This is a genomic window from Streptomyces sp. NRRL F-6492, from assembly GCF_001280125.1.
Taxonomy (GTDB): domain Bacteria; phylum Actinomycetota; class Actinomycetes; order Streptomycetales; family Streptomycetaceae; genus Streptomyces.
In genome coordinates, this window is record NZ_LGEG01000127.1 from 46,269 (window position 1) to 65,308 (window position 19,040).

Annotated in this window: 16 protein-coding genes; 8 read left to right on the forward strand and 8 right to left on the reverse strand. The window is 74.8% G+C overall.

Going from position 1 to position 19,040, the window contains the following annotated elements; translation table 11 throughout:
* Window positions 1-63 precede the first annotated feature (63 nt).
* Window positions 64-417: a VOC family protein gene (locus ADL08_RS11935; protein WP_053642069.1), complete on the forward strand. Its 354-nt coding sequence runs from the start codon at window positions 64-66 to the stop codon at window positions 415-417.
* 22 nt (window positions 418-439) lie between these two features.
* Here ADL08_RS11935 and ADL08_RS11940 read toward each other — a convergent pair whose 3' ends face one another.
* Window positions 440-1,483 carry a hypothetical protein gene (locus ADL08_RS11940; RefSeq protein ID WP_053642070.1) on the reverse strand — a complete coding sequence of 348 codons (1,044 nt, stop codon included), beginning with the start codon at window positions 1,481-1,483 and terminating at the stop codon, window positions 440-442.
* 84 nt (window positions 1,484-1,567) lie between these two features.
* On the opposite strand from ADL08_RS11940, the gene ADL08_RS11945 reads away from it, so the two are divergent.
* The 4 genes from ADL08_RS11945 (at window position 1,568) to ADL08_RS11960 (ending at window position 4,111) form a co-directional block, all read left to right on the forward strand.
* Window positions 1,568-1,888, forward strand: a complete 321-nt coding sequence (locus tag ADL08_RS11945; RefSeq protein ID WP_053642071.1) for a DMT family transporter — start codon at window positions 1,568-1,570, stop codon at window positions 1,886-1,888.
* Window positions 1,888-2,505: a TetR/AcrR family transcriptional regulator gene (locus ADL08_RS11950; protein ID WP_078968312.1), complete on the forward strand. Its 618-nt coding sequence runs from the start codon at window positions 1,888-1,890 to the stop codon at window positions 2,503-2,505. The genes ADL08_RS11945 and ADL08_RS11950 overlap by 1 nt, the downstream gene beginning before the upstream one ends.
* A gap of 44 nt (window positions 2,506-2,549) precedes the next feature.
* The gene (dapD, locus tag ADL08_RS11955; protein WP_053642072.1) at window positions 2,550-3,533 is read left to right on the forward strand and encodes a 2,3,4,5-tetrahydropyridine-2,6-dicarboxylate N-succinyltransferase; all 984 of its coding nucleotides are present in this window, start codon (window positions 2,550-2,552) and stop codon (window positions 3,531-3,533) included.
* 368 nt (window positions 3,534-3,901) lie between these two features.
* Complete coding sequence (locus ADL08_RS11960; RefSeq protein WP_053642073.1) at window positions 3,902-4,111, forward strand: hypothetical protein; 210 nt, start codon at window positions 3,902-3,904, stop codon at window positions 4,109-4,111.
* On the opposite strand, the gene dapA is transcribed toward ADL08_RS11960, so the two are convergent.
* Window positions 4,090-4,983 (reverse strand): 4-hydroxy-tetrahydrodipicolinate synthase, encoded by an 894-nt coding sequence (gene dapA / locus ADL08_RS11965; RefSeq protein ID WP_053642074.1) that lies wholly within the window; start codon window positions 4,981-4,983, stop codon window positions 4,090-4,092. The two genes, ADL08_RS11960 and dapA, sit on opposite strands and share 22 nt — an antisense overlap.
* 177 nt (window positions 4,984-5,160) lie before the next feature.
* Between dapA and ADL08_RS11970 the strand changes: the two genes are divergently transcribed.
* Window positions 5,161-5,724, forward strand: a complete 564-nt coding sequence (locus tag ADL08_RS11970) for a hypothetical protein (RefSeq protein ID WP_053642075.1) — start codon at window positions 5,161-5,163, stop codon at window positions 5,722-5,724.
* Between the two features lie 17 nt (window positions 5,725-5,741).
* Here ADL08_RS11970 and ADL08_RS11975 read toward each other — a convergent pair whose 3' ends face one another.
* Window positions 5,742-7,577 carry an endonuclease/exonuclease/phosphatase family protein gene (locus ADL08_RS11975; protein WP_053642076.1) on the reverse strand — a complete coding sequence of 612 codons (1,836 nt, stop codon included), beginning with the start codon at window positions 7,575-7,577 and terminating at the stop codon, window positions 5,742-5,744.
* Between the two features lie 238 nt (window positions 7,578-7,815).
* On the opposite strand from ADL08_RS11975, the gene ADL08_RS11980 reads away from it, so the two are divergent.
* Window positions 7,816-9,279 carry a hypothetical protein gene (locus tag ADL08_RS11980; protein WP_053642077.1) on the forward strand — a complete coding sequence of 488 codons (1,464 nt, stop codon included), beginning with the start codon at window positions 7,816-7,818 and terminating at the stop codon, window positions 9,277-9,279.
* A gap of 316 nt (window positions 9,280-9,595) precedes the next feature.
* Here the strand turns inward: ADL08_RS11980 and ADL08_RS11985 are convergent, their stop codons facing one another.
* Window positions 9,596-10,813: a TerD family protein gene (locus ADL08_RS11985; RefSeq protein WP_053642078.1), complete on the reverse strand. Its 1,218-nt coding sequence runs from the start codon at window positions 10,811-10,813 to the stop codon at window positions 9,596-9,598.
* 45 nt (window positions 10,814-10,858) lie between these two features.
* Window positions 10,859-11,098: a hypothetical protein gene (locus tag ADL08_RS11990; RefSeq protein WP_107092069.1), complete on the reverse strand. Its 240-nt coding sequence runs from the start codon at window positions 11,096-11,098 to the stop codon at window positions 10,859-10,861.
* 55 nt (window positions 11,099-11,153) lie between these two features.
* Here ADL08_RS11990 and ADL08_RS11995 point away from each other — a divergent pair, with 55 nt between their 5' ends.
* Complete coding sequence (locus ADL08_RS11995) at window positions 11,154-12,179, forward strand: AraC family transcriptional regulator (protein ID WP_107092067.1); 1,026 nt, start codon at window positions 11,154-11,156, stop codon at window positions 12,177-12,179.
* 337 nt (window positions 12,180-12,516) lie between these two features.
* On the opposite strand, the gene ADL08_RS12000 is transcribed toward ADL08_RS11995, so the two are convergent.
* The 3 genes from ADL08_RS12000 to ADL08_RS12010 form a co-directional block, all read right to left on the reverse strand.
* Complete coding sequence (locus tag ADL08_RS12000; protein WP_053642079.1) at window positions 12,517-13,272, reverse strand: SDR family oxidoreductase; 756 nt, start codon at window positions 13,270-13,272, stop codon at window positions 12,517-12,519.
* A 703-nt stretch (window positions 13,273-13,975) separates the two neighbouring features.
* A complete protein-coding gene (locus ADL08_RS12005) occupies window positions 13,976-16,831 on the reverse strand; it encodes a SpoIIE family protein phosphatase/ATP-binding protein (RefSeq protein WP_078968311.1) in 2,856 nt (951 codons plus the stop codon).
* Entirely contained in the window at window positions 16,828-18,894 is a 2,067-nt protein-coding gene (locus ADL08_RS12010) for a SpoIIE family protein phosphatase (RefSeq protein ID WP_053642080.1), read from the reverse strand. Before ADL08_RS12010 ends, ADL08_RS12005 begins: the two co-directional genes overlap by 4 nt.
* Window positions 18,895-19,040 lie beyond the last annotated feature (146 nt).

Below are 19,040 nucleotides of genomic sequence, written 5' to 3' on the forward strand. Positions count from 1 at the left end.
CGAGCGAGCTCCTCGTACGAACGGCCGTGCTCCCCTGACAGACTGGGGAGCACGGCCGTTCGCATGTACCACCTCGCCGTCGACGCCCACGACCACGCCGCCCAGGCCCGCTTCTGGGCCGCGGTCCTGGACTGGAAGGTCCTCTACGAGGACGAGCACGAGGTCGTCGTCGGGGCCGACGAGCACAGCCTGCCCGGGATGTGCTTCCTGCCCGTGCCCGAGTCCAAGACCGTCAAGAACCGGCTGCACATCGACCTCGCGCCCGACGACCGGGACGCCGAGGTGGAGCGGATCCTCGCCCTCGGGGCGACCCGGATCGACGTCGGGCAGGGCGAGGACGCGACCTGGGTCACCCTCGCGGACCCCGAGGGCAACGAATTCTGCGTGCTGCGGCCGAAGCGGTCGCTCACGGACTGAGCCGGCGGATTCCGATGGGCCGTCAGGACCCGTACGCCCGCGCCTCCGCCGTTCGGGCGAGCACCGTCGCCAGGTCCTCCGTGCGGATGCGCCGGTCGATGTAGAGCAGCCCGGACACCAGCGGCGGGAAGAGCGCGGAGAACACCTGGGCGATCAGCGATCCGACGACCATGACGATCGCCATCGGCACGATCAGGGCGACGAACTCCTCGGCCGTCTCCGGCGCCGGACCACTGGCGAGGGGCAGGCTCACCAGCGTGCCGAGCAGTTGCTGGAAGATCGCGCTGACGAAGGCCGTGATCAGGCCGGTCACCAGTAGGCCGCCGAAGGTCCGCCACCACGAGCCGGTCACCAGGCGCCAGGACCGCCGCAGGGACGCCACGGCGCCCTGGCGCTCGATCACCGCCGCCGTCGGGGCGAGGGCGAACTTCACCCAGAGCCAGGCGGCGAGCGGGAGGACCAGCAGGAAGAGGGGGATGAACAGCAGCGACGCGGCCGGGCCGGAGTCGTTGGCGATCACCAGGGCCATCAGGCCGGCGGCCAGGCCGGCGAAGAGCAGGAGGGGCGCCAGCATGGACAGCGCGGTCAGGAAGACCGTGCCGAGGACCGCGGGCATCCGCGCCCACGCGCGCCCCCACACGGTCCCGAACGCGACGCGGCCGCCCAGGACCGCCTCCTGGAGGACCACGGGCACCGCCGCCGACACCACGGCGCTCGCGACCAGCGCGCCGATCGCCAGGACCAGCCAGACGCAGCCGAACGCGATCAGCATCGGCAGGAGGTCGTCCGGCGACGGTTCCTCGCCCCTCGGCAGGTCGAACACGTCGGACACGTGGTCCGCGACGGCCAGATAGCCGACGCCGACCGCCGCGGCGGTCAGCAGGAGGGCGAACCCGTAGGCGACGGCGGTGACGCCGACGAGCTGCTTCCAGTGACGTCCGAGGGTGTTGAAGGCGCCCGTCAGGATCTCGCTGAGGGAGAGCGGTCGCAGGGGTATCACGCCGGGCTTCGGCGCCTGAGGCGGAGGGACGTGGCCGTAGCCGTAGGGCCCCGTGGGATAGGTCATGGGCGACACCGTATCGGTCCGGCCTCGCACACCCGTACGGAATTGTGCGTACGCCCGTACGCAACGATGTGTACGATCGTACGCATGGGTTACGGACTGCTGGCGGGCGCCATAGCGGCGGAGATCCTCGCCACCACCTCGATGAAGTACAGCGACGGCTTCAGCAGGCTCTGGCCCTCGCTCGTCACCGGCGTCGGCTACCTGATCGCCTTCGCGCTCCTTGCGCAGGCGCTCAAGACCCTCCAGGTCGGCACCGCGTACGCCATCTGGTCCGGGGTCGGCACCGCCGCCGTCGCCACCATCGGCGTCCTCTTCCTCGGCGAGACCCTCAGCCTCGCCAAGGTCGCCGGGATCCTCCTCATCGTCGCCGGGGTCGCCGTCCTCAACCTCGGCGGCGCCCACTGATGGCCCGGCCCCGCCGCCACGACCCCGACCGCCGCGCGCGCATCGTGGACGCGGCCCTCCGGGTCGTCGGACGGGCCGGCATCGCCGGGCTCAGCCACCGCACGGTGGCCGCCGAGGCGGACGTGCCGCTGGGCTCCACCACGTACCACTTCGCCTCCCTCGACGAACTCCTCGTCGCGGCCCTCCGCGCGGCCAACGAGAACTTCGGGCGCCAACTGCGCGAGCGCTCCGCCCTCGTCGCCCCGGACGCCGACCTCGCGGCCGTCCTCGCCCGCTTCCTGGGGGAGTGGCTGGGCGGCGAACGCACCGGCGTGGAGCTGGAGTACGAGCTCTACCTCGCCGCCCTGCGCCGCCCCGCCCTGCGCCCGGTCGCCGCCGAGTGGACCGCGGCCGCGACCGCCGCCCTGGCCCCCCGCACCGACCCCGTCACCGCCCGCGCCCTGGTCGCCCTCATGGACGGCGTCTGCCTCCAGGTCCTGCTCACCGACGGGGAGTACGACGAGGAGTACGCGCGCGCGATGCTGGGCCGGATCCTGGATCCCCGGGCCCCGGACGAAGCACCGGAACGCCCTCGTCACGGCTCGTCCGAACCGACGGCGCGCCCGACCGACACCTGAGACCGGTTGGCCCGGGCGGGGGCCCGCCGGTTAGGTTTTCCGTCATGACCACTGCTCCTCGCACCACCGGCGCCGTCGCCGCCGGCCTCGCCACCCTCGCCGGCGACGGCACCGTCCTCGACACCTGGTTCCCCGCCCCCGAGCTGACCGACGAGCCCGGCCCCGCCGGCACCGAGCGGCTCGACCCCGACGCGGCCCTCAACGCCCTCGGCGAAGGCGCCGTCAAGGCCCTCGGCGTGGACGCCCGCCGGGGCGTCGAGGTGGTCGCCGTCCGCACCGTCATCGCCTCGCTCGACGAGAAGCCGCTCGACGCCCACGACGCCTACCTGCGCCTGCACCTGCTCAGCCACCGCCTGGTCAAGCCGCACGGCCAGAGCCTGGACGGCGTCTTCGGCCTCCTCGCCAATGTCGCCTGGACCTCGCTCGGTCCCGTCGCCGTCGACGACGTCGAGAAGGTCCGGCTCAACGCGCGCGCCGAGGGGCTGCACCTCCAGGTGACCTCGATCGACAAGTTCCCCCGCATGACCGACTACGTCGCGCCCGCCGGCGTCCGCATCGCCGACGCCGACCGCGTCCGCCTCGGCGCCCACCTCGCCGCCGGCACCACCGTCATGCACGAGGGCTTCGTCAACTTCAACGCCGGCACCCTCGGCACCTCGATGGTCGAGGGCCGCATCTCCGCCGGCGTCGTCGTCGGCGACGGCTCCGACATCGGCGGCGGCGCCTCCACCATGGGCACCCTCTCCGGCGGCGGCAACGTCGTCATCTCCATCGGCGAGCGCTGCCTGATCGGCGCCGAGGCGGGCGTCGGCATCGCGCTCGGCGACGAGTGCGTCGTCGAGGCCGGCCTGTACGTCACGGCCGGCACCCGGGTGACCATGCCCGACGGCGAGATCGTGAAGGCCCGCGACCTCTCCGGCGCCTCGAACATCCTCTTCCGCCGCAACTCGGTCACCGGCGCCGTCGAGGCCCGCCCGAACAACGCGGTCTGGGGCGGCCTCAACGAGGTCCTGCACAGCCACAACTGAGGCCCCGTGGGCGACTGACCGCCCCCGCCCCGCCGTCAGACGGCCGGCAGGGCGGTCGGCCGCTTCCCGCGCGGGGCCGCGAGGCGCCCGCCCGAGGCCGCCGCGTACCCACGTGTCGACCGCGCCCGTGCCGTCGTCCCACGGCCGGGCGGCCGTCCGGCGCCCGGAGCGGCCCCAGGCCGACCAGGAGGCCGCGCGCCGCCCCGGGACGATGCGCGACGGGGACGGGGCCGTGAAACTCCGGACGCCGCCGTGGAGATCCCGTCGCACGGCAGCACGCGCGCGGGGCGCACGACAACCGATCCGGTGACGCTGCGTTATCAGTGCGGGGCGGAGAGTCCCGTACGCAGACGAGGCGAGGAGCCGACATGAGGACGAGGCACACGGCCACCGGGGTGTGCGCGGCGGTGGCGGTCCTGCTGTCCGCCGGGACGGCGGCGGCGGACGAGACGCACCTGCACTCGCACAACGGCCCGAACGTCTCCCTGGTCTCCACCGGCCAGATCGACGACCCCCTGGAGGACGTCCTGGAACACGCCGCGATCCTCGGCGGCACCTACAGCGGGGACTCCGCCTGATCCGCCGCCAGCAGCGCCTCGTGGAGCGCGCGCAGTCCGTCGGCCGTCTCCCGGTCGGCGGGCAGCAGCGGGTCCCGCGGCGGGCCGCCGAGGAGGGCCTTGACGGTCACCGTGCCCGGCAGGCCCGCGGCCATCATCCGCTCGGCGAGCGGCAGCAGCCGGGCGTTCAGCCGGGCCGCCCCGGCGGTGTCGCCCGCGTCGAAGGCGTCCAGGACCGCCCGCAGCTGACGGGGCGCCACGTTCGCCACCGTACTGACGTACCCGGCGCCGCCCACCGCGTACAGCGGCAGGTTCAGCTCCTCGCAGCCCGAGTAGTACGCGAGCCCGGTCTCCGCGATCAGCCGGGCCGAGCCGAGCAGGTCGTACGCGCAGTCCTTCACCGCCACGATCCGCGGGTGCGCGGCGAGCCGCCGCATCGTGGCGGGCTCGACGCGGGTGCCGGTGCGGCCGGGGATGTCGTAGACCATCACCGGCAGCCCGGTCGCGTCCGCCACCTTCAGGAAGTGCGCCTCGACGGCCGCCTGCGGGGGGCGGCTGTAGTACGGGGTGACGACGAGCAGCCCGTCCGCGCCCGCCTCCTCGGCCGCGCGGGCGAGCCCGGCGGTGTGCGCGGTGTCGGCGGTGCCGACGCCCGCGAGGACCGAGGGGCCGGGTCCCACGGCCTCCCGGACGGCGCGGACCAGCGCGGTCTTCTCGGCGTCGGTGGTGGTCGGGGACTCGCCGGTGGTCCCGTTGAGGACGAGCCCGTCGCAGCCCTCCGCCACGAGCCGGACGGCGAGGGCGCCCGCCGCGTCGGGGTCGAGCGCGCCGGCGGCGGTGAAGGGGGTGATCATCGCGCAGAGCGCGCGGCCGAAAGGAGGTGCGGTGCTCATGCCGGAAGTCTGCGCGCGGCGGACGGTGAAGGTCCACTTAGATCTTCTTGGCCGGAAAGGTAAGGGCTGCTGAAGGGTGCGCACGCGTGCACGGAAGCCCTTGACCTCAAGCATGGTTGAGGGAAGACGGTGGAGTCGTCCGCACGACACGGAGTTCCGAGAACGGGAGACCCTTCCATGCACGCCGTCGCGCACCCCCACGCCCGCCCCGACCTCTACCGTCCCGGAGTCGGCGCCGTCCTCGTCAGCACCTGGCGGGTCGGCACGCCCGAGCGGCAGCGGGCCGCCGTCGAGGCCGTCCGGAAGACCTGGGAGGCCCGGGAGTGGCCCGACCCGGGCCTGCTCTCCTACAGCATTTACGCCGGGACGGACGGGGACACGCTGCTGCACTACTCGCAGTGGACGGGCGAGGAGGTCTACGAGGACTTCGTCCGCACCCACCGCGACGACCGGAACGCCGAGATCGACGCGGCCGTGCCCGGCGTCGAGCGGGTCGTCCTGCACCGCTACGCGCCGCCCCGCCCGGTCGGCACGACCGGCCGGGACGCGCTGCCCGGGGCCGTCTCGGTCGTCGAGACCGGGGGCGAGCCCGAAAGCGGGGGCGGGATCGGGGCGCACGTCCACCGGTCCGCCGACGGCACCCGCGTCCTCGTCCTCACCGAGTGGGAGGACGTCCCGGCCGACGGGCCCGCCGGCGCCCGGTGGTACACGCCCGCGCTGAGTCTCGACGCGGGCGCGTAGGGGGCCTGCGGAGGCGCTTACGGGCGGAAGCGCAGGACCTGCGGGTCGTGGTCGCTGTCCTGGTCGGCGAACTCCGCGTTGACGTGGACGCTGTCGTACTCGAAGCGGCGGATCCCCGGGCTGGTCAGGATCTGGTCGAGGACCTGGCTGTTGCCCTGGTACACGTACGAGTAGCGCTCGCCGCGCGGCAGCGACTTCACGGCCGGGTACAGCGCCCCGCCGGCCGTCAGCGCCTTCGTGGTGCCGGAGAACTCGAAGTCGTTGATGTCGCCGACCACCAGCACGTCGGCCCGCTTCTCGACCGCGAGGAGCTGCTTCACGAAGCCGTTGACGGCCTGGGCCTGGAGCAGGCGCTTGGCCTCGGAGGAACGGTTCGGCGGCTGGTGGTGGGAGACGATCGACTCGTCCCCGCCCTTCGAGCCGAAGTGGTTGGCGATCACGAAGACCGTGCGGCCCCGGAAGACGAACTCGCCCGCGAGCGGCTTGCGGCTGTCCGCCCAGGCCGCGTTCGCCGGGTCGATCCGGCCGGGGGAGACGGTCAGCGCCGCGTGCCCCTTGCGGCCGGTGACGCCGGTCGCGGTGGCGGCGTCGCCGCCCGGGCGGTCGGTGAAGGAGACCCGCGCCGGGTTGAAGAGGAAGACCTGACGGATGTTGCCGCCGGGCTCGCCGCCGTCCTTGTTGTTCTCCGGGTCGACCGAGCGCGACTCGTACGCCGGGCCGCCGGCCGCCACGATCGCGTCGGTGAACTTCTTCACCGTCTGACCGGCCGTCACGGTGCCGTCGTTCTTGGCGCCGTTGTCGTCCTGGATCTCCTCCAGGGCGATGACGTCGGGCGAGGCGAGGTTCTCCACGACCGCCTTCGCGAGCGCGTCGAACTTCTCCTGCGGGTCGCCCGGGTCGAGGTTCTCGACGTTGTACGTCGCCACGGCCAGCTCGTTCCCGCGCTGCTTGTCCGTGGTCTCGCGCTTCAGGCCCCGGTCCACGACCGTGCCGAGGGTGCGGGCCGTCAGGGTGTAGCCGCCGTACTGGTTGAAGTCGAGCGGGCCCTCGGTGGCGCCGGCCAGCACGTCGCCCACGTTCGCCTTGGGGAACGGCTGCTGGGCGGTCGGCACCAGCGACTGGACCTGGAGGCGGCCGGTGTTCTGGTCCTCGTACGAGCCGTAGACCGTGCCGCCGCGCCGGTTGGCGTTCTCCCACGGCTTCACCGTGACCCACAGCTCGGAGTACGGGTCGGTGGCGCCGACCACCCGCGAGGAGCCGATCCGGACGTTGGCGCCCTCCAGGGACTCGTAGTAGTCCAGGGCGTACTTCCGGGGCTTCAGGGTCAGGCCGTTGATCGAGCCGGCCGCGGCCGGGTCGCCCTCCGGGGCGTACGCGCCGGGGACGGACCAGGACGAGATCGTCACCGGGGCCGGCACCGGGTTGCCCTGCGAGACGACGGTGACGACAGGCTTGGAGAGCTGCGTCAGCGACTGGTTGCCGGAGGCGAGGCCGCCGGGGACGTACTCGGTGACCGTGCCGTTCACGCTCACCGCGTCGCCGACGGCGACGGTCGGGACGGAGCTGGTGAAGACGAAGAGGCCCTCGCTGGTGGCCGGGTTCGCGTCGGGGGTGGGGTCCTGGATCCAGAAGCCGCGCGAGCCGTAGGCGCGGACGCCGGTCACGATGCCCGTGACACCGGTGACCTGCTGCCCGACCAGGGGCGAGACGCGGGTCGTGCCCTGGATGTCGTGGATGCGGACACCCGCGCCGTCCTCGGCGGACGCGCTCGCCGAACCGGCGAGCAGACCGGCGGCCAGGGCTGCGGACACGACGGCGGCGACGGCCGCGCTTCTCGGTATGGAGGAAGACATCAGGGACTCCGAGGGTGCTTGGAGGAACGGCAGATGGGTCTACGCGCGTCAATCTCTTGGCAGGGCACCCCACTTGTCAAGGGTCGACGGGTGTACGAAGGCTGACGGGCCGGTGAACCGGCGGACCTCCCCCCGGATGCGTCTACGCTGGGACGGCTCTCCGAGACCACTCTCCGAGACCGCTCTTCCGAGCCCCCGTTCCCCCGCTCACCCCGTACGCGCCGAGGAGACCCCCCAGATGTCAGCGGACCACCCCACCCTTCCCCCCGTTCGGCTGCGTGCGGACGCGGAGCTGGCGCGGGACGCCCTGGCCGCCCCCCTCCTCGCCGACGCGGCACGGCTCGCCCGCTGGGCCGGGCCCGACACCCGGGTCGACGCGGGCGGCGAACTCGTCGACGAGCAGCTCCCGGCGGCCGCCGAGGCCCTGGGCCTCTCCGCCGACGAGGAGGGCGAGCTCCGGGCGGGCGACGCCTGGCGGCTCGCCGTCGACACCGGCCTCGTGGAGGTCGAGGACGGCGAGGCGGCGGGAGAGGCCGGCGGGGAGGACGCCCCCGGGCGGGCCGCGCCCGGCGAGAACCTGGCGCTCCTCGCCGGCGGTTCGCCCCGGGACGTGCTCGCGCTCTGGCTGGACGGCTTCGACACCGTCTTCGCGGACGCCGTCGCCCCCGTCCTCGACGACCTCGACGACCTCATCGGGGAGGACGGCGAGATCGACGTCGACGCCCTCGACTGGGACCCCGAGGCCGAGGCGGAGTTCCTGGAGGGCGTGCTCGGCAACCTCTACCTGCTGACCGTCAGCGAGGGCGGGGCCGGCGAGGGCCCGGTGCCGCTGCCCGCGCTCGCCGCGTCGATGGTCGTCCCCGACGACATGGGCGAGCCCACCGACGACGTCCTGGAGCAGGTCTCCGACGCGATGATGCGGCTGGACGAGCAGTTCCGGCTCCTTGAGCCGATCGGGCTCGTGGAGTACCAGCCCCTGGACGAGGCCCTGATGGTCGAGGAGGGCGAGGAGCCCGCCGTCTCCGTCGACGACGAGGACGTCACCCGCTACGGCATGGTCCGGCTCACCCCGCTCGGCCTCTACGGCGTCCGGGCCCGGATGCTGGAGGCCGGCGTCGACGCGCCCGCCGTCGGCGACCTGGCCGACAAGGGCGCCGACGCCCTCCTCGACGGGATCGCGGGCTACCCGGAGGCCGCGGCCCGCGAGGAGACCGCCGCCTGGCTGGCCGGCCGCGACGCCCTCGGGGCGGCCCGCGAACTGCTGCACGCCGCCCGCGGCTCCGACGCGGGCTCCCCGCTCCGGCGCCTCCACTGCCAGCAGACGCTCTCCCTGGTGGGCCCGGAGGCGGAGCCCGCCGTGCGGGAGGTCCTGGACGACGCGGAACTCGGCGGCCTGGCGCGGGTCTGGCTCGCGGAGCGGGGCGCGGCGGACGTGCCCGCGCCGCCGGAGTCGATGATCTTCTGGCTGGCGATCGACACGATCGCGGCCCAGCTCGACGCGGACGGCGACCTGGAGGAGCTCCAGGAGCTGATCGAGGGCCTCACCGGGCGCCACGGCGGCTTCTTCGAGGCGGCCTGGCGGGTGGAGCACCCGGCGACGGCGGAGGTCCTGGAGGCGATGGGCCGGCTGCACCGGGACAAGGGCGTGGCGAAGGACGCCCGCAAGGCCGCCTTCAAGGCCCGCTCCCGGTCGGGCTCCTGACCCGCCGCCTCCTGCCGTGTGCCGCCTCCTGACGACCCGCCGCCTCCTGCCGTGTGCCGCCTCCTGACGGCACGTCGCCTCCCGCCGGGCGCGGGGAGCGGCCGGGCGTCCGGAGCGGCCGGGTGCCGGGAGTGACCGTAAGCCGGGAGTGACCGTACGCCGGGAGTGACCGTACGCCCGGCGTCGTCCGGCCCCCGGCGGTGTGCCGGTGGCCTCCGGGCGGGCTCGCCGCGGCGCGGGAAGGCGGCCCCCGCGACCCGTCCACCGCGCGGAAGAGGGCTCCCGGGACGTCCCGGGAGCCCTCTTCTCCGGTCGCTCAGAGGGCCTGGGCGGCCGGCTTCACCATGCCCCGGACGGTCCGCGACTTCACGAACTCGCCCATCGCCGTCATCTCCCACTCGCCGGAGAACTGCTTGATGAGCTTCGCCATCATCACGCCGGTCTGCGGCTCGGCGGTGGTCAGGTCGAAGCGGACCAGCTCCTCGCCCGTCGCCGCGTCGATCAGCCGGCAGTAGGCCTTGGCGACCTCGGTGAACTTCTGGCCGGAGAAGGAGTTGACCGTGAAGACGAGGCCGGAGACCTCGGCGGGCAGCCGGCCCAGGTCGACGACGATCACCTCGTCGTCGCCCGCGCCCTCGCCGGTGAGGTTGTCGCCGGAGTGCTTGACCGAGCCGTTGAGGATGGCCAGCTTGCCGAAGTAGCAGCTGTCCAGGTGGTTGCGCTGGGGTCCGTACGCGATGACGGACGCGTCCAGGTCGATGTCCTTGCCCCGGTGGGCGGGCTCCCAGCCGAGGCCCATCTTGACCTGGGAGAGCAGCGGACGGCCGCCCTTGACCAGGGACACCGTCTGGTTCTTCTGGAGGTTGACCCGGCCCTTGTCCAGGTTGATCTTGCCGGTGGACGCGGGGGCGGCCGGGGCCGGGGCGGCGAGCCGGGGGTCCACCGGGGGAGCGGGCGGCGCGGGCGGGGCCGGGGGCGTCGGCGGGACGGCCTGCGCAGCCGGAGCCGGGGCCGAAGCCGGGGCCGGGGCGGCGGTCGGCTCCTCGTCCACCGAGACGCCGAAGTCGGTCGCGATGCCGGCGAGCCCGTTCGCGTAGCCCTGGCCCACCGCGCGGGCCTTCCACGCGCCGTTGCGCAGGTAGATCTCGACGACCACGAGCGCCGTCTCCGTGGCGAGCCGCGGCGGGGTGAAGGTGGCGAGCACGCCGCCGCCGTCCGCGTCGCGGATCGTCGCCGTGGGCTCGACGCCCTGGAAGGTCTGGCCCGCGGCGTCCGGGCTCGCCGTGACGACGATCCTCTCGACGCCGGCCGGCAGGGCGCCGGTGTCGACCAGGATCGCGTCGGGCGCGGTCCCGCCGCCGGAGCGGTAGGTGACACCGGGCCCGGCCGGCTGGTTGTAGAAGATGAAGTCGTCGTCCGAGCGCACCTTGCCGTTGGCGCCGAGCAGCAGGCCCGAGACGTCGAGCCGCACCGGGGCGGCGACGTCCACCGCCACGCGCGTGGCGGTGAGAGGGATGTTCGAGCCGGGGGTCATAGCGGTCATGCCAGGGCTAACGATCCGGGCCCCTTTGCCGTTCCCTTACCTTCGCCCGGTTCGGCCACCCTGATTACGGGGGTGGTTCCTGGCCTGCCGCTCGTTCCCGAAGCGGTACGAGCCCGTCCAGCGGGCCATGACCAGCTGGGCGTCGCCCGACTCCACCTCCGCCAGGAACTTCTCGGCGCGCCCGCCGCGCAGCACGCCCGCGGCGCGGCCCCGGTGGGTGAGGACGACGGAGCCGTCGGGCCGCCGCTCGTAGGTGAATCCATGAGGTCGTGGCATGACGGGCATCCTGCCGTTCCCGGTCAGATCCGTCATATGAATATTCTTTCGCTCCATGGGTGCAGTGGGGGCTTGGGGAACGACGGCGGACGCGGTGGGGCGGGCGAGGCCGGAGGGCGGGGACTCGTTCCGGACGGGGGACGTGGACGAGGCGCGCGAGGAGCTCGACGCGCGGTACTACACGAGCCGCATGGACCTGGTCGAACGCGGGTCGCGCCCCTTCGCGGCGCGGTTCGACACCGTCGCCCTCGGGCCGCTGGTCATCGGCGACCTCAGCTGCGGGGCCGACGTCCGGATGAGCTTCGGCGAGCTGGGCGCCTACCACCTGAACGCCCCGCTGACCGGGACGATGGAGCTGCGCCAGGGCGGCGGCCCGCCGCTCGTCGCGACGGCCTCCGAGGCGCTGCTGCTCGACCCGGCGGGGGACACCTTCCTGGACCGCTGGAGCGGCGACTGCCGGACCCTGGCGGTGAAGATCGGGGCGGCCGCGCTGCGCGAGCGCCTCGAACAGCTGACGGGACGGCCGCCGCGCGGCCCGCTCGTCTTCGCGCCCCGCCTGGACATCACGCGCGGCCCCGGCCTGAGCTGGGTGCGCTTCGCCCGCCAGGTCGCGTACGGGGCACTGACCGGGGAGGGCCTCGCCCGGCACGCCCTGGTGGCCGGCCCCCTCCAGGAGGCGCTGCTCAACGGCCTGCTCCTGGCCGCCGAGCACCCCTGGCGCGAGGCGCTCGACCGTCCGGGGGAGGCCCGGCGCCCGGCCCCGGTCAAGCGGGTGATGGACGCGGTGCGGGAGCGCCCCGAGCACCCGTTCACCACGACCGAGCTCGCCGCCCTGGCCCGGGTGAGCGTGCGCCGCCTCCAGGAGTCCTTCCGGGAGTACGTGGGGATGTCCCCGATGGCGTACGTGCGGGAGGTCCGCCTCGACCGGGTCCGCGAGGAGCTGCGGGCGGCCGCGCCGGACGAGGTGAGCGTGAGCGAGGTGGCCTGGCGCTGGGGCTTCGGCCACCAGGGCCGGTTCGCGGCGCGCTACCGCGAGAAGTACGGCGAGTACCCGTCCCGGACGCTGCGTGCGGGGCGCTGACGGGAGCGGCCCCGGGGGGCGCCCCGGCGGGCCCGGCGGCGGTATCGCGCCAAAGCCGTCCGCCGGACCCGGCCGGGCCCGCCGGGCGGGGTGCCGGCCGGGGCCGCCGGACGGGCTCGGGCCGCCGGGGGCGCGTCCCCCGGCCGGGGAGTGCTTCCGCCGCCCCGATCCGTCGCGCATTCCGGACAGGCCCCGCGTTCCGCGGCTCGCGACGATCTTCGGCCGGGCCTACGGTGAGCTGGTCCGGTCCGCCCGTGCGGACGGTCACCCGGACCCGGCCGGCTCCCCCGTATCAGTCCGGCCGGGTCCTGCGTAGCTCCCGCGGCGCGCCCCGGGCTCAGACCAGGCCGCCGTTGCCCGTCAGCAGCTGCCCGTTGACCCACTGGCCCTCGGGCGAGCAGAGGAAGTCCACCAGGTGCGCCGCGTCCCGCGCGGTGCCGAGGCGGCCGAGCGGGGTCTTCCGGACGACCTCCTCCCGCAGCTCCTCGGACATCCAGCCGGTGTCCACCGGGCCCGGGTTGACCACGTTCGCGGTGACCCCGAGGTGCGCGAGCTCCTGGGCGGCCGCCAGGGTGATGCGGTCCAGGGCGCCTTTGCTCGCCCCGTACGGGAGGTTCCCCACGGTGTGGTCGCTGGTCAGCGCGACGACGCGGCCGGTGCCCGGGGTGCCGGTGAACCGCCGGCCGTACTCCCGGATCAGCAGCCAGGACGCGCGCGCGTTGACCGCGAAATGGCGGTCGAAGCTCTCGACCGTGGTGTCGAGCAGACCGGAGTCGACCGACTCGCAGTGGCACAGGACGAGGGCCGTGACCGGACGGCCGAAGCGCCGCTCGGCGGTGTCGAGGACGAACGCGGGGGCCTCGGGGTCGGCCAGGTCGGCCTCGACGGCCTCGGCGGTCGCGCCCCGGTCGGCGAGGTCGCGGAGCACCGCCTCGGTCGCGCCCCGCTCGACGCCCCACTCCATGCGCAGGTCGTAGGGGGTCCAGTGGGTGAGGACGAGGTCCCAGCCCGATTCCGCGAGGCGCCGGGCGACGGCCGCGCCGATGCCGACGGTACGGCCGACCCCGGTCACGAGGGCGAGGGGACGGGTCATGCGGCGTCTCTCCTTCGGTCGGTGCGGGGACGGACGCGGAGCCGTTCCTCCGCCGGGAGGACCGTTCGCGCGCCGCCCGTGCGGCCGGGGACACGCTAGGAAGTCGTCTGACGGGTGGTCAAGGGATTTTGTGGGAGCGCTCCTCCTCCCGGCGGCGGCGCCGCGCGAGGGCGAAACCGACGCCCGCGGCGAGGGCGGGGAGGGCGAGCAGCGCCGTCAGCGAGGACAGTCGGCCGGAGGCGAGGCGTTCCGTCTCGCCGCTCGCGTCCCGGCAGGTCGCCTGCGGCGGGAAGAAGGAGTGCTCCGGCGTCCTGGGCGGCTGGTGACCCCGGTCCCCGTCCGCCGAACGGGCAGACGGCCAGGGCCATCAGGGCGATCCGGAGGAGGGCGCCGAGGACCCGCGCGCTGCCGGGCGAGGACACGTCCCCCCGCTCGAACTCGCAGACGGTGGCCGGGGGGAACGCCTGGTTCCGGATCCCCCGCAGCCCTCCGGGCCCCCGGACCGGTCCCCGGGCGCACCGCTCGTCGTCTTCCGGCATCGGGAACAGCGCGGGGCCCGAGCCGATCGGCACCGCGGTGAACGGGACCCCCACCGCGGCCCACAACCGCCGTGCGTACGCGTGTCCGCCGTCCGCGCACCCTGGGGGGTGTCTGACCAATGCCCGCGCTCATTTGTCAGACACCCCCTGACGGAGCCCGGTGCTCACCAGGCCAGGTCCTCCAGCGCGTCCAGGTCCGGCATCGCCGCCTCCGCCGCCTCCGCCGGCTCGGGGCCGCCCGCGCCCGCCCGCAGCTCGGCCCAGATCGTCTTGCCGCGCCGGCCGTACCGGGTGCCCCAGCGCTCCGCGTACTGCGCGACCAGGTAGAGCCCGCGCCCGCCCTCGTCCGTCGCCGCCGCGTGCCGCAGGTGCGGCGAGGTGCTGCTGCCGTCCGACACCTCGCAGATCAGCGTCCGGTCGTGGAGCAGCCGTACGCGCACCGGATCCGCGCCGTACCGCACCGCGTTCGTGATCAGCTCGCTCAGGATCAGCTCCGCCGAGAACGCGAGCCCGTCGAGCCCCCACTCCGACAGCTTCGCCGCCGCCGCGTTCCGCACCGGCGACACCGCCGACGGGTCCCGCGCCACCTCCCACTCGGCGATCCGCTCCCGGTCGAGCAGCCGGGTCCGCGCCACCAGGAGCGCGATGTCGTCGCGCGGCGAGGGCGGCAGGAGCGTCGCCAGGACGTCCGCGCAGGTCTGCTCCGGGTTCCGGTCCGGACGGGTGAGCGTGGACCGCAGCATCCCGAGCCCCGTGTCGAAGTCCCGGCCGTGGTCCTCCAGGAGCCCGTCGGTGAAGAGCACCAGCTTGCTCCCCGCCGGCAGCCGCAGCTCCGTCGACGCGAACGGCGCCTCGCCCAGACCGAGCCCGAGCGGCAGCCCCGGCGACAGCTCGGGGAACTCCACCCGTCCGTCGGAGGACACCAGCGCGGGCCCCGGATGGCCCGCGCTCGCCACCGTGCACAGACCGGACGCCGGATCGTAGATCGCGTACAGACAGGTCGCGCCCGTGATCCCCTCGTCGCGCCGCCGCCCCTCCCCGTCCGTCCCCTCCGACTCCCGGGGATCGATCCGGCCCGTCAGCTCGTCCAGGTGGCCGAGGAGCTCGTCCGGCGGCACGTCCAGGGTCGAGAAGTTGTGCACCGCCGTGCGCAGCCGCCCCATGGTGGCCGCCGCGTGCAGCCCGTGCCCCACCACGTCCCCCACCACGAGCGCCACCCGCGCCCCCGGCAGCGGGATCACGTCGAACCAGTCGCCGCCCACCCCGGCCTTCGCCGGGAGGTAGCGGTACGCGACCTCCACCGCGCTCTGCTCCGGCAGCGCCCGGGGCAGCAGGCTCCGCTGGAGCGACACCGCCATCGCGTGCTCCCGGGTGAACCGGCGCGCGTTGTCGATCGCCACCGCCGCCCGCGCCGCCAGCTCCTCCGCGAAGGACAGGTCCTCCTCCCCGAACGGCTCCGGCGTGTCCGCCCGCCAGAAGTTCGCCATCCCGAGGACCACCCCGCGGGCCAGCAGCGGCACCGTGAGCAGCGAGTGCATCCCGTACGCGAGGGCCTGCGCCGCCCCCTCCGGATCCTGCGCCCGCCAGCCCTCCGCCGCGGCCAGCTCCGGCTGCACCACCGCGTGCCCGGTGGCCAGGGACATGGCCATCGGGGTGCTGGGCACGTCGAAGCGGACGGTGTCCCCGACCGGCTGGAGCGGCTGGTCCTGCCGCACCCCGCTCAGCGCCGTCCGCCGCATCTCCGCCGACGAGGCCGCCGTCTCCACCAGCTCGGAGGGCTCCTCGCCGCGCAGCACCGGTTCGAGCAGCTCCACCGTGGCGAAGTCCGCGAACCGCGGCACCGCCACCTCCGCCAGTTCCTCCGCCGTCCGCACGACCTCCAGGGTCGTCCCGATCCGGACCCCCGCCTCGTACAGCAGCTGGAGCCGGCCCCGGGCCACCGCCGCCCGGCCGGACAGCGAGGCCAGCTCGGTCGTGTCCCGCATCGTCATCACGCAGCCGGACTCGGAGCCGTGCGGCAGCGTGGGCCGCACGCTCACCGCGAGCAGCCGGTCGCCCGCCCGGTGGACCTCGTCGGTCGCCGCCTCCCCGGACTCCAGGAGCTCGACCGTACGCGGGTCCAGGCCCAGCTCCGAGACGTGCCGCTGCTCGGACTCCGGCCCGAGGCCGAGCAGCCGGCGCGCCTCGTCGTTGGCGAGCAGCAGCCGGTGGTCGGAGTCGATGATCAGCACCCCCTCCCGCACGGCGTGCAGCACCGCCTCGTGGTGCTCCTTCATCCGGGTCATCTCGGCCGGCCCGAGGCCGTGCGTCTGCCGCCGCAGCCGCCGGCTCACCAGGGCCGCCCCGCCCACGGCCACCAGGAGCGCGCCGCCCGCCGCCCCGGCGAGCAGCGGCAGCCGGTTCTGGACGGAGTGCGCGATGTTCTCCACCTCGATGCCGCTGGTCACCAGGCCGACGATCCTGCCCCGGTCGTTCACCACGGGGACCACGGCCCGCACCGCGTCGTTCGGCGCGCCCTGGAAGATCTCCGTGTACGACTCGCCGTCCACCGCCGCCCGCGAGAGGTCGCCGACCGCCCTGCGGCCGATCAGGTCCGGCTGCGAGTCGGTGTACCGCATCCCGTCCGGCCCCAGGATCGCGATGAAGTCCAGCCGCGTGGCCCGCCGGATCGCCTCCGCCTCGTCCTGGAGCCGCTCCGTCGGATCGGGCGAGGCCAGCGCCGCGTCGATGCCCGGGGCGTTCGCGAGCGCCTCCGCGACGGCGAGCGAGCGGGCCCGGGCGTCCCGCTCGGTGTCCCGCCGCTCCTGGTAGAACGTGACGAACGCCGCCGCCACGATCACCAGGAGCGCGATCAGCGCCTCCAGGGCGAAGACCTGCCCGGCGACGCTCCGCAGCCCCGTCCCGCGCTTCTGCCCCTGCTCCTTCCCCCGCCGCGCCCGCGTGCTCTTCTGGCCGGTGCCGGTGCCGGTGCCGGTGCCGGTGCCGGGTCCCGGGCCGTTCCGCCGCTTCCGCGAGGTCATCCCGTGCTCCGGGCGATCAGGAGCGCCACGTCGTCCGGCGCGCCCGGCCGGCGCAGCGCCTTCAGCAGCAGGTCGCACGTCTCCTCAAGGGGGCCGCGCGCCTCGTCGAGGAGGCCCACGAGCAGCGCGAGCCGCTCGTCGATCGCCTCGTCACGGGTCTCGATCAGCCCGTCCGTGTAGAGCACCAGCCGGTCCCCGGGCCGGAACGGCACCCGGGCCGTGCGGAAGGTGCCGCCGCCCACCCCCAGCGGCACCCCGGTCGAGAGCCGCACCAGCTCGGCCGGACCGTCCACCGGGACCCGCACGGGCGGCAGATGGCCCGCGTTCGCGATCCGGCACCGCTGCCGGACGGGGTCGTGCACGGCGAAGAGGCAGGTCGCGATGTAGTGCTCCAGGCCCTCCGTGATCCGGTCCAGGTGCCGCAGCACCTGCGCGGGGGACAGGTCGAGGTCCGCGAACGCGCAGGTCGCCGTCCGCAGCCGGCCCATCGTCGCCGCCGCGTCGATCCCGCTGCCCATCACGTCCCCGACGACGAGCGCCGTCTTGTCGTCGGGCAGCGGGATCACGTCGTACCAGTCCCCGCCGACCTCGCTGGACGCCTGCGCCGGCTGGTAGCGGGTCGCCACCTCCAAGCCCGCCCGCGCCGGTGGCGCCCCCGGCAGCAGACTGCGCTGGAGCGTCACCGCCGAGTTCCGCACGCTCTGGTACCACCGCGCGTTGTCGATGCTCACCGCCGCCCGGGCCGCCAGCTCCGTCGCGAGCAGCACGTCGTCCCCGTCGAACGGCAGCGCGTTGCGGTCCCGCTTCATGTCGAGCGCGCCGAGCACCTCGCCGCGCGCGATCAGCGGCACCGCCAGGTACGAGTGGACCCCGGCCCTGGCCAGCATCTCCGCCGCCTCCGGGCTCCGCGCGATCCGGGACAGGTCCCCGGGGCCGACCCGCTCCACCAGGACCGGCAGGCCCGTGTGCACGCACCGGGTGACCAGCCGGTCCGCTCCGTACATCGCGACCGACCCCGGCGGGTCGGCGGCCGGCAGCGCCTCCGTGCGCCCCGCCGCCTTCACCGCGAGCGCCCGGAACAGCGCGGGCCCCTCGTCGGGCGCGCCGGGCCTGCGCAGCGACAGGACGGAGTCGAGGACGTCGACGGCGGCGATGTCCGCGAGCGCCGGGACCACCACCGAGGCCAGCTCGTCGGCGGTCCGCTCCACCTCCAGGGTGGTGCCGACCCGGGCCGAGGCGTCCGCGATGAGCGCGAGCCGCCGCCGGGAGCGGTCCGCCTCCGCGTCCGCCCGGTGCCGCTCGGTCACGTCGATCACCGACGCGGCCACGCCCAGGACCCGGCCCTCGCCCCCTTCGAGGCGGTAGAAGGACACCGACCAGACGTGGTCGTGGTCCGGGTCGGCGGGGGTCCGGCCCACCGTGGAGTGGTCGAGCAGCGGCTCGCCCGTCTCCAGGACCGTCCGCAGCACCTCCTCCACCCCCGGCGCGTCGATCCCCGGCAGCATGTCGGAGATCCGCCGCCCGGCGTGCAGCGCGGCGGGGATGCCGTTGATCCGCTCCAGGGCCGGGTTCACCAGCACGAAGCGCAGCGCGGTGTCGAAGACGGCGAGGCCGATCGGGGACTGGGAGACGAGGCGGTCGGAGAGGGCCAGCTCGGCCTCGACCCGCTCGACGACGGAGTGGTCGGCGGCGATCCCCAGGGCGTAGAGCCCGCCCAGGTCGTCGGTGAGCCGCATGTTGCGGAACTCCACCCGCCGGGTGGTGCCGTCCTTGTGCCGTACGGGGAAGGTGCCCGCCCAGGTCGTGCCGGCGGCGAGCACCTCGCCGAAGAGGCGCATCGCCTCCTCGCGGTGGTCCTCGGCGACGATCAGCGGCGCCACGTACCGGCCGAGGGCCTCCTCGGCGCGGAAGCCGAAGAGGGCCTCGGCCTGCGGGCTCCACAGCACGATCCGGCCGCGCGCGTCCAGGACGACGGCCGCGACCCCGAGCACGTCGAGCAGCCCCTTGCCGCCCAGGGGCACCCCGACCCGCCCCGCCGTCCCAGGGAAGGAACCGGCCGTCACCCTGCCTCCTCCCGCCGCGCCCGTGCTTTTCCTCCATGCTCCCCGCCCGGAGGCCGCGCCGCACCTAGGGGGTGTCCGGAAGGTCCCGCACGGCGCCCGCGGCGCCCGGCACGCACTCTCGCCCCACCGGGCGAAAGCCCGAGTAC

Excerpts from the sequence above, each read along its gene's own strand:
- ADL08_RS11935 (WP_053642069.1), top strand. The coding sequence starts at position 64 with ATGTACCACCTCGCCGTCGACGCCCACGACCACGCCGCCCAGGCCCGC.
- ADL08_RS11940 (WP_053642070.1), bottom strand. The coding sequence starts at position 1,483 with ATGACCTATCCCACGGGGCCCTACGGCTACGGCCACGTCCCTCCGCCT.
- ADL08_RS11945 (WP_053642071.1), top strand. The coding sequence starts at position 1,568 with ATGGGTTACGGACTGCTGGCGGGCGCCATAGCGGCGGAGATCCTCGCC.
- ADL08_RS11950 (WP_078968312.1), top strand. The coding sequence starts at position 1,888 with ATGGCCCGGCCCCGCCGCCACGACCCCGACCGCCGCGCGCGCATCGTG.
- dapD (WP_053642072.1), top strand. The coding sequence starts at position 2,550 with ATGACCACTGCTCCTCGCACCACCGGCGCCGTCGCCGCCGGCCTCGCC.
- ADL08_RS11960 (WP_053642073.1), top strand. The coding sequence starts at position 3,902 with ATGAGGACGAGGCACACGGCCACCGGGGTGTGCGCGGCGGTGGCGGTC.
- dapA (WP_053642074.1), bottom strand. The coding sequence starts at position 4,983 with ATGAGCACCGCACCTCCTTTCGGCCGCGCGCTCTGCGCGATGATCACC.
- ADL08_RS11970 (WP_053642075.1), top strand. The coding sequence starts at position 5,161 with ATGCACGCCGTCGCGCACCCCCACGCCCGCCCCGACCTCTACCGTCCC.
- ADL08_RS11975 (WP_053642076.1), bottom strand. The coding sequence starts at position 7,577 with ATGTCTTCCTCCATACCGAGAAGCGCGGCCGTCGCCGCCGTCGTGTCC.
- ADL08_RS11980 (WP_053642077.1), top strand. The coding sequence starts at position 7,816 with ATGTCAGCGGACCACCCCACCCTTCCCCCCGTTCGGCTGCGTGCGGAC.
- ADL08_RS11985 (WP_053642078.1), bottom strand. The coding sequence starts at position 10,813 with ATGACCCCCGGCTCGAACATCCCTCTCACCGCCACGCGCGTGGCGGTG.
- ADL08_RS11990 (WP_107092069.1), bottom strand. The coding sequence starts at position 11,098 with ATGCCACGACCTCATGGATTCACCTACGAGCGGCGGCCCGACGGCTCC.
- ADL08_RS11995 (WP_107092067.1), top strand. The coding sequence starts at position 11,154 with ATGGGTGCAGTGGGGGCTTGGGGAACGACGGCGGACGCGGTGGGGCGG.
- ADL08_RS12000 (WP_053642079.1), bottom strand. The coding sequence starts at position 13,272 with ATGACCCGTCCCCTCGCCCTCGTGACCGGGGTCGGCCGTACCGTCGGC.
- ADL08_RS12005 (WP_078968311.1), bottom strand. The coding sequence starts at position 16,831 with ATGACCTCGCGGAAGCGGCGGAACGGCCCGGGACCCGGCACCGGCACC.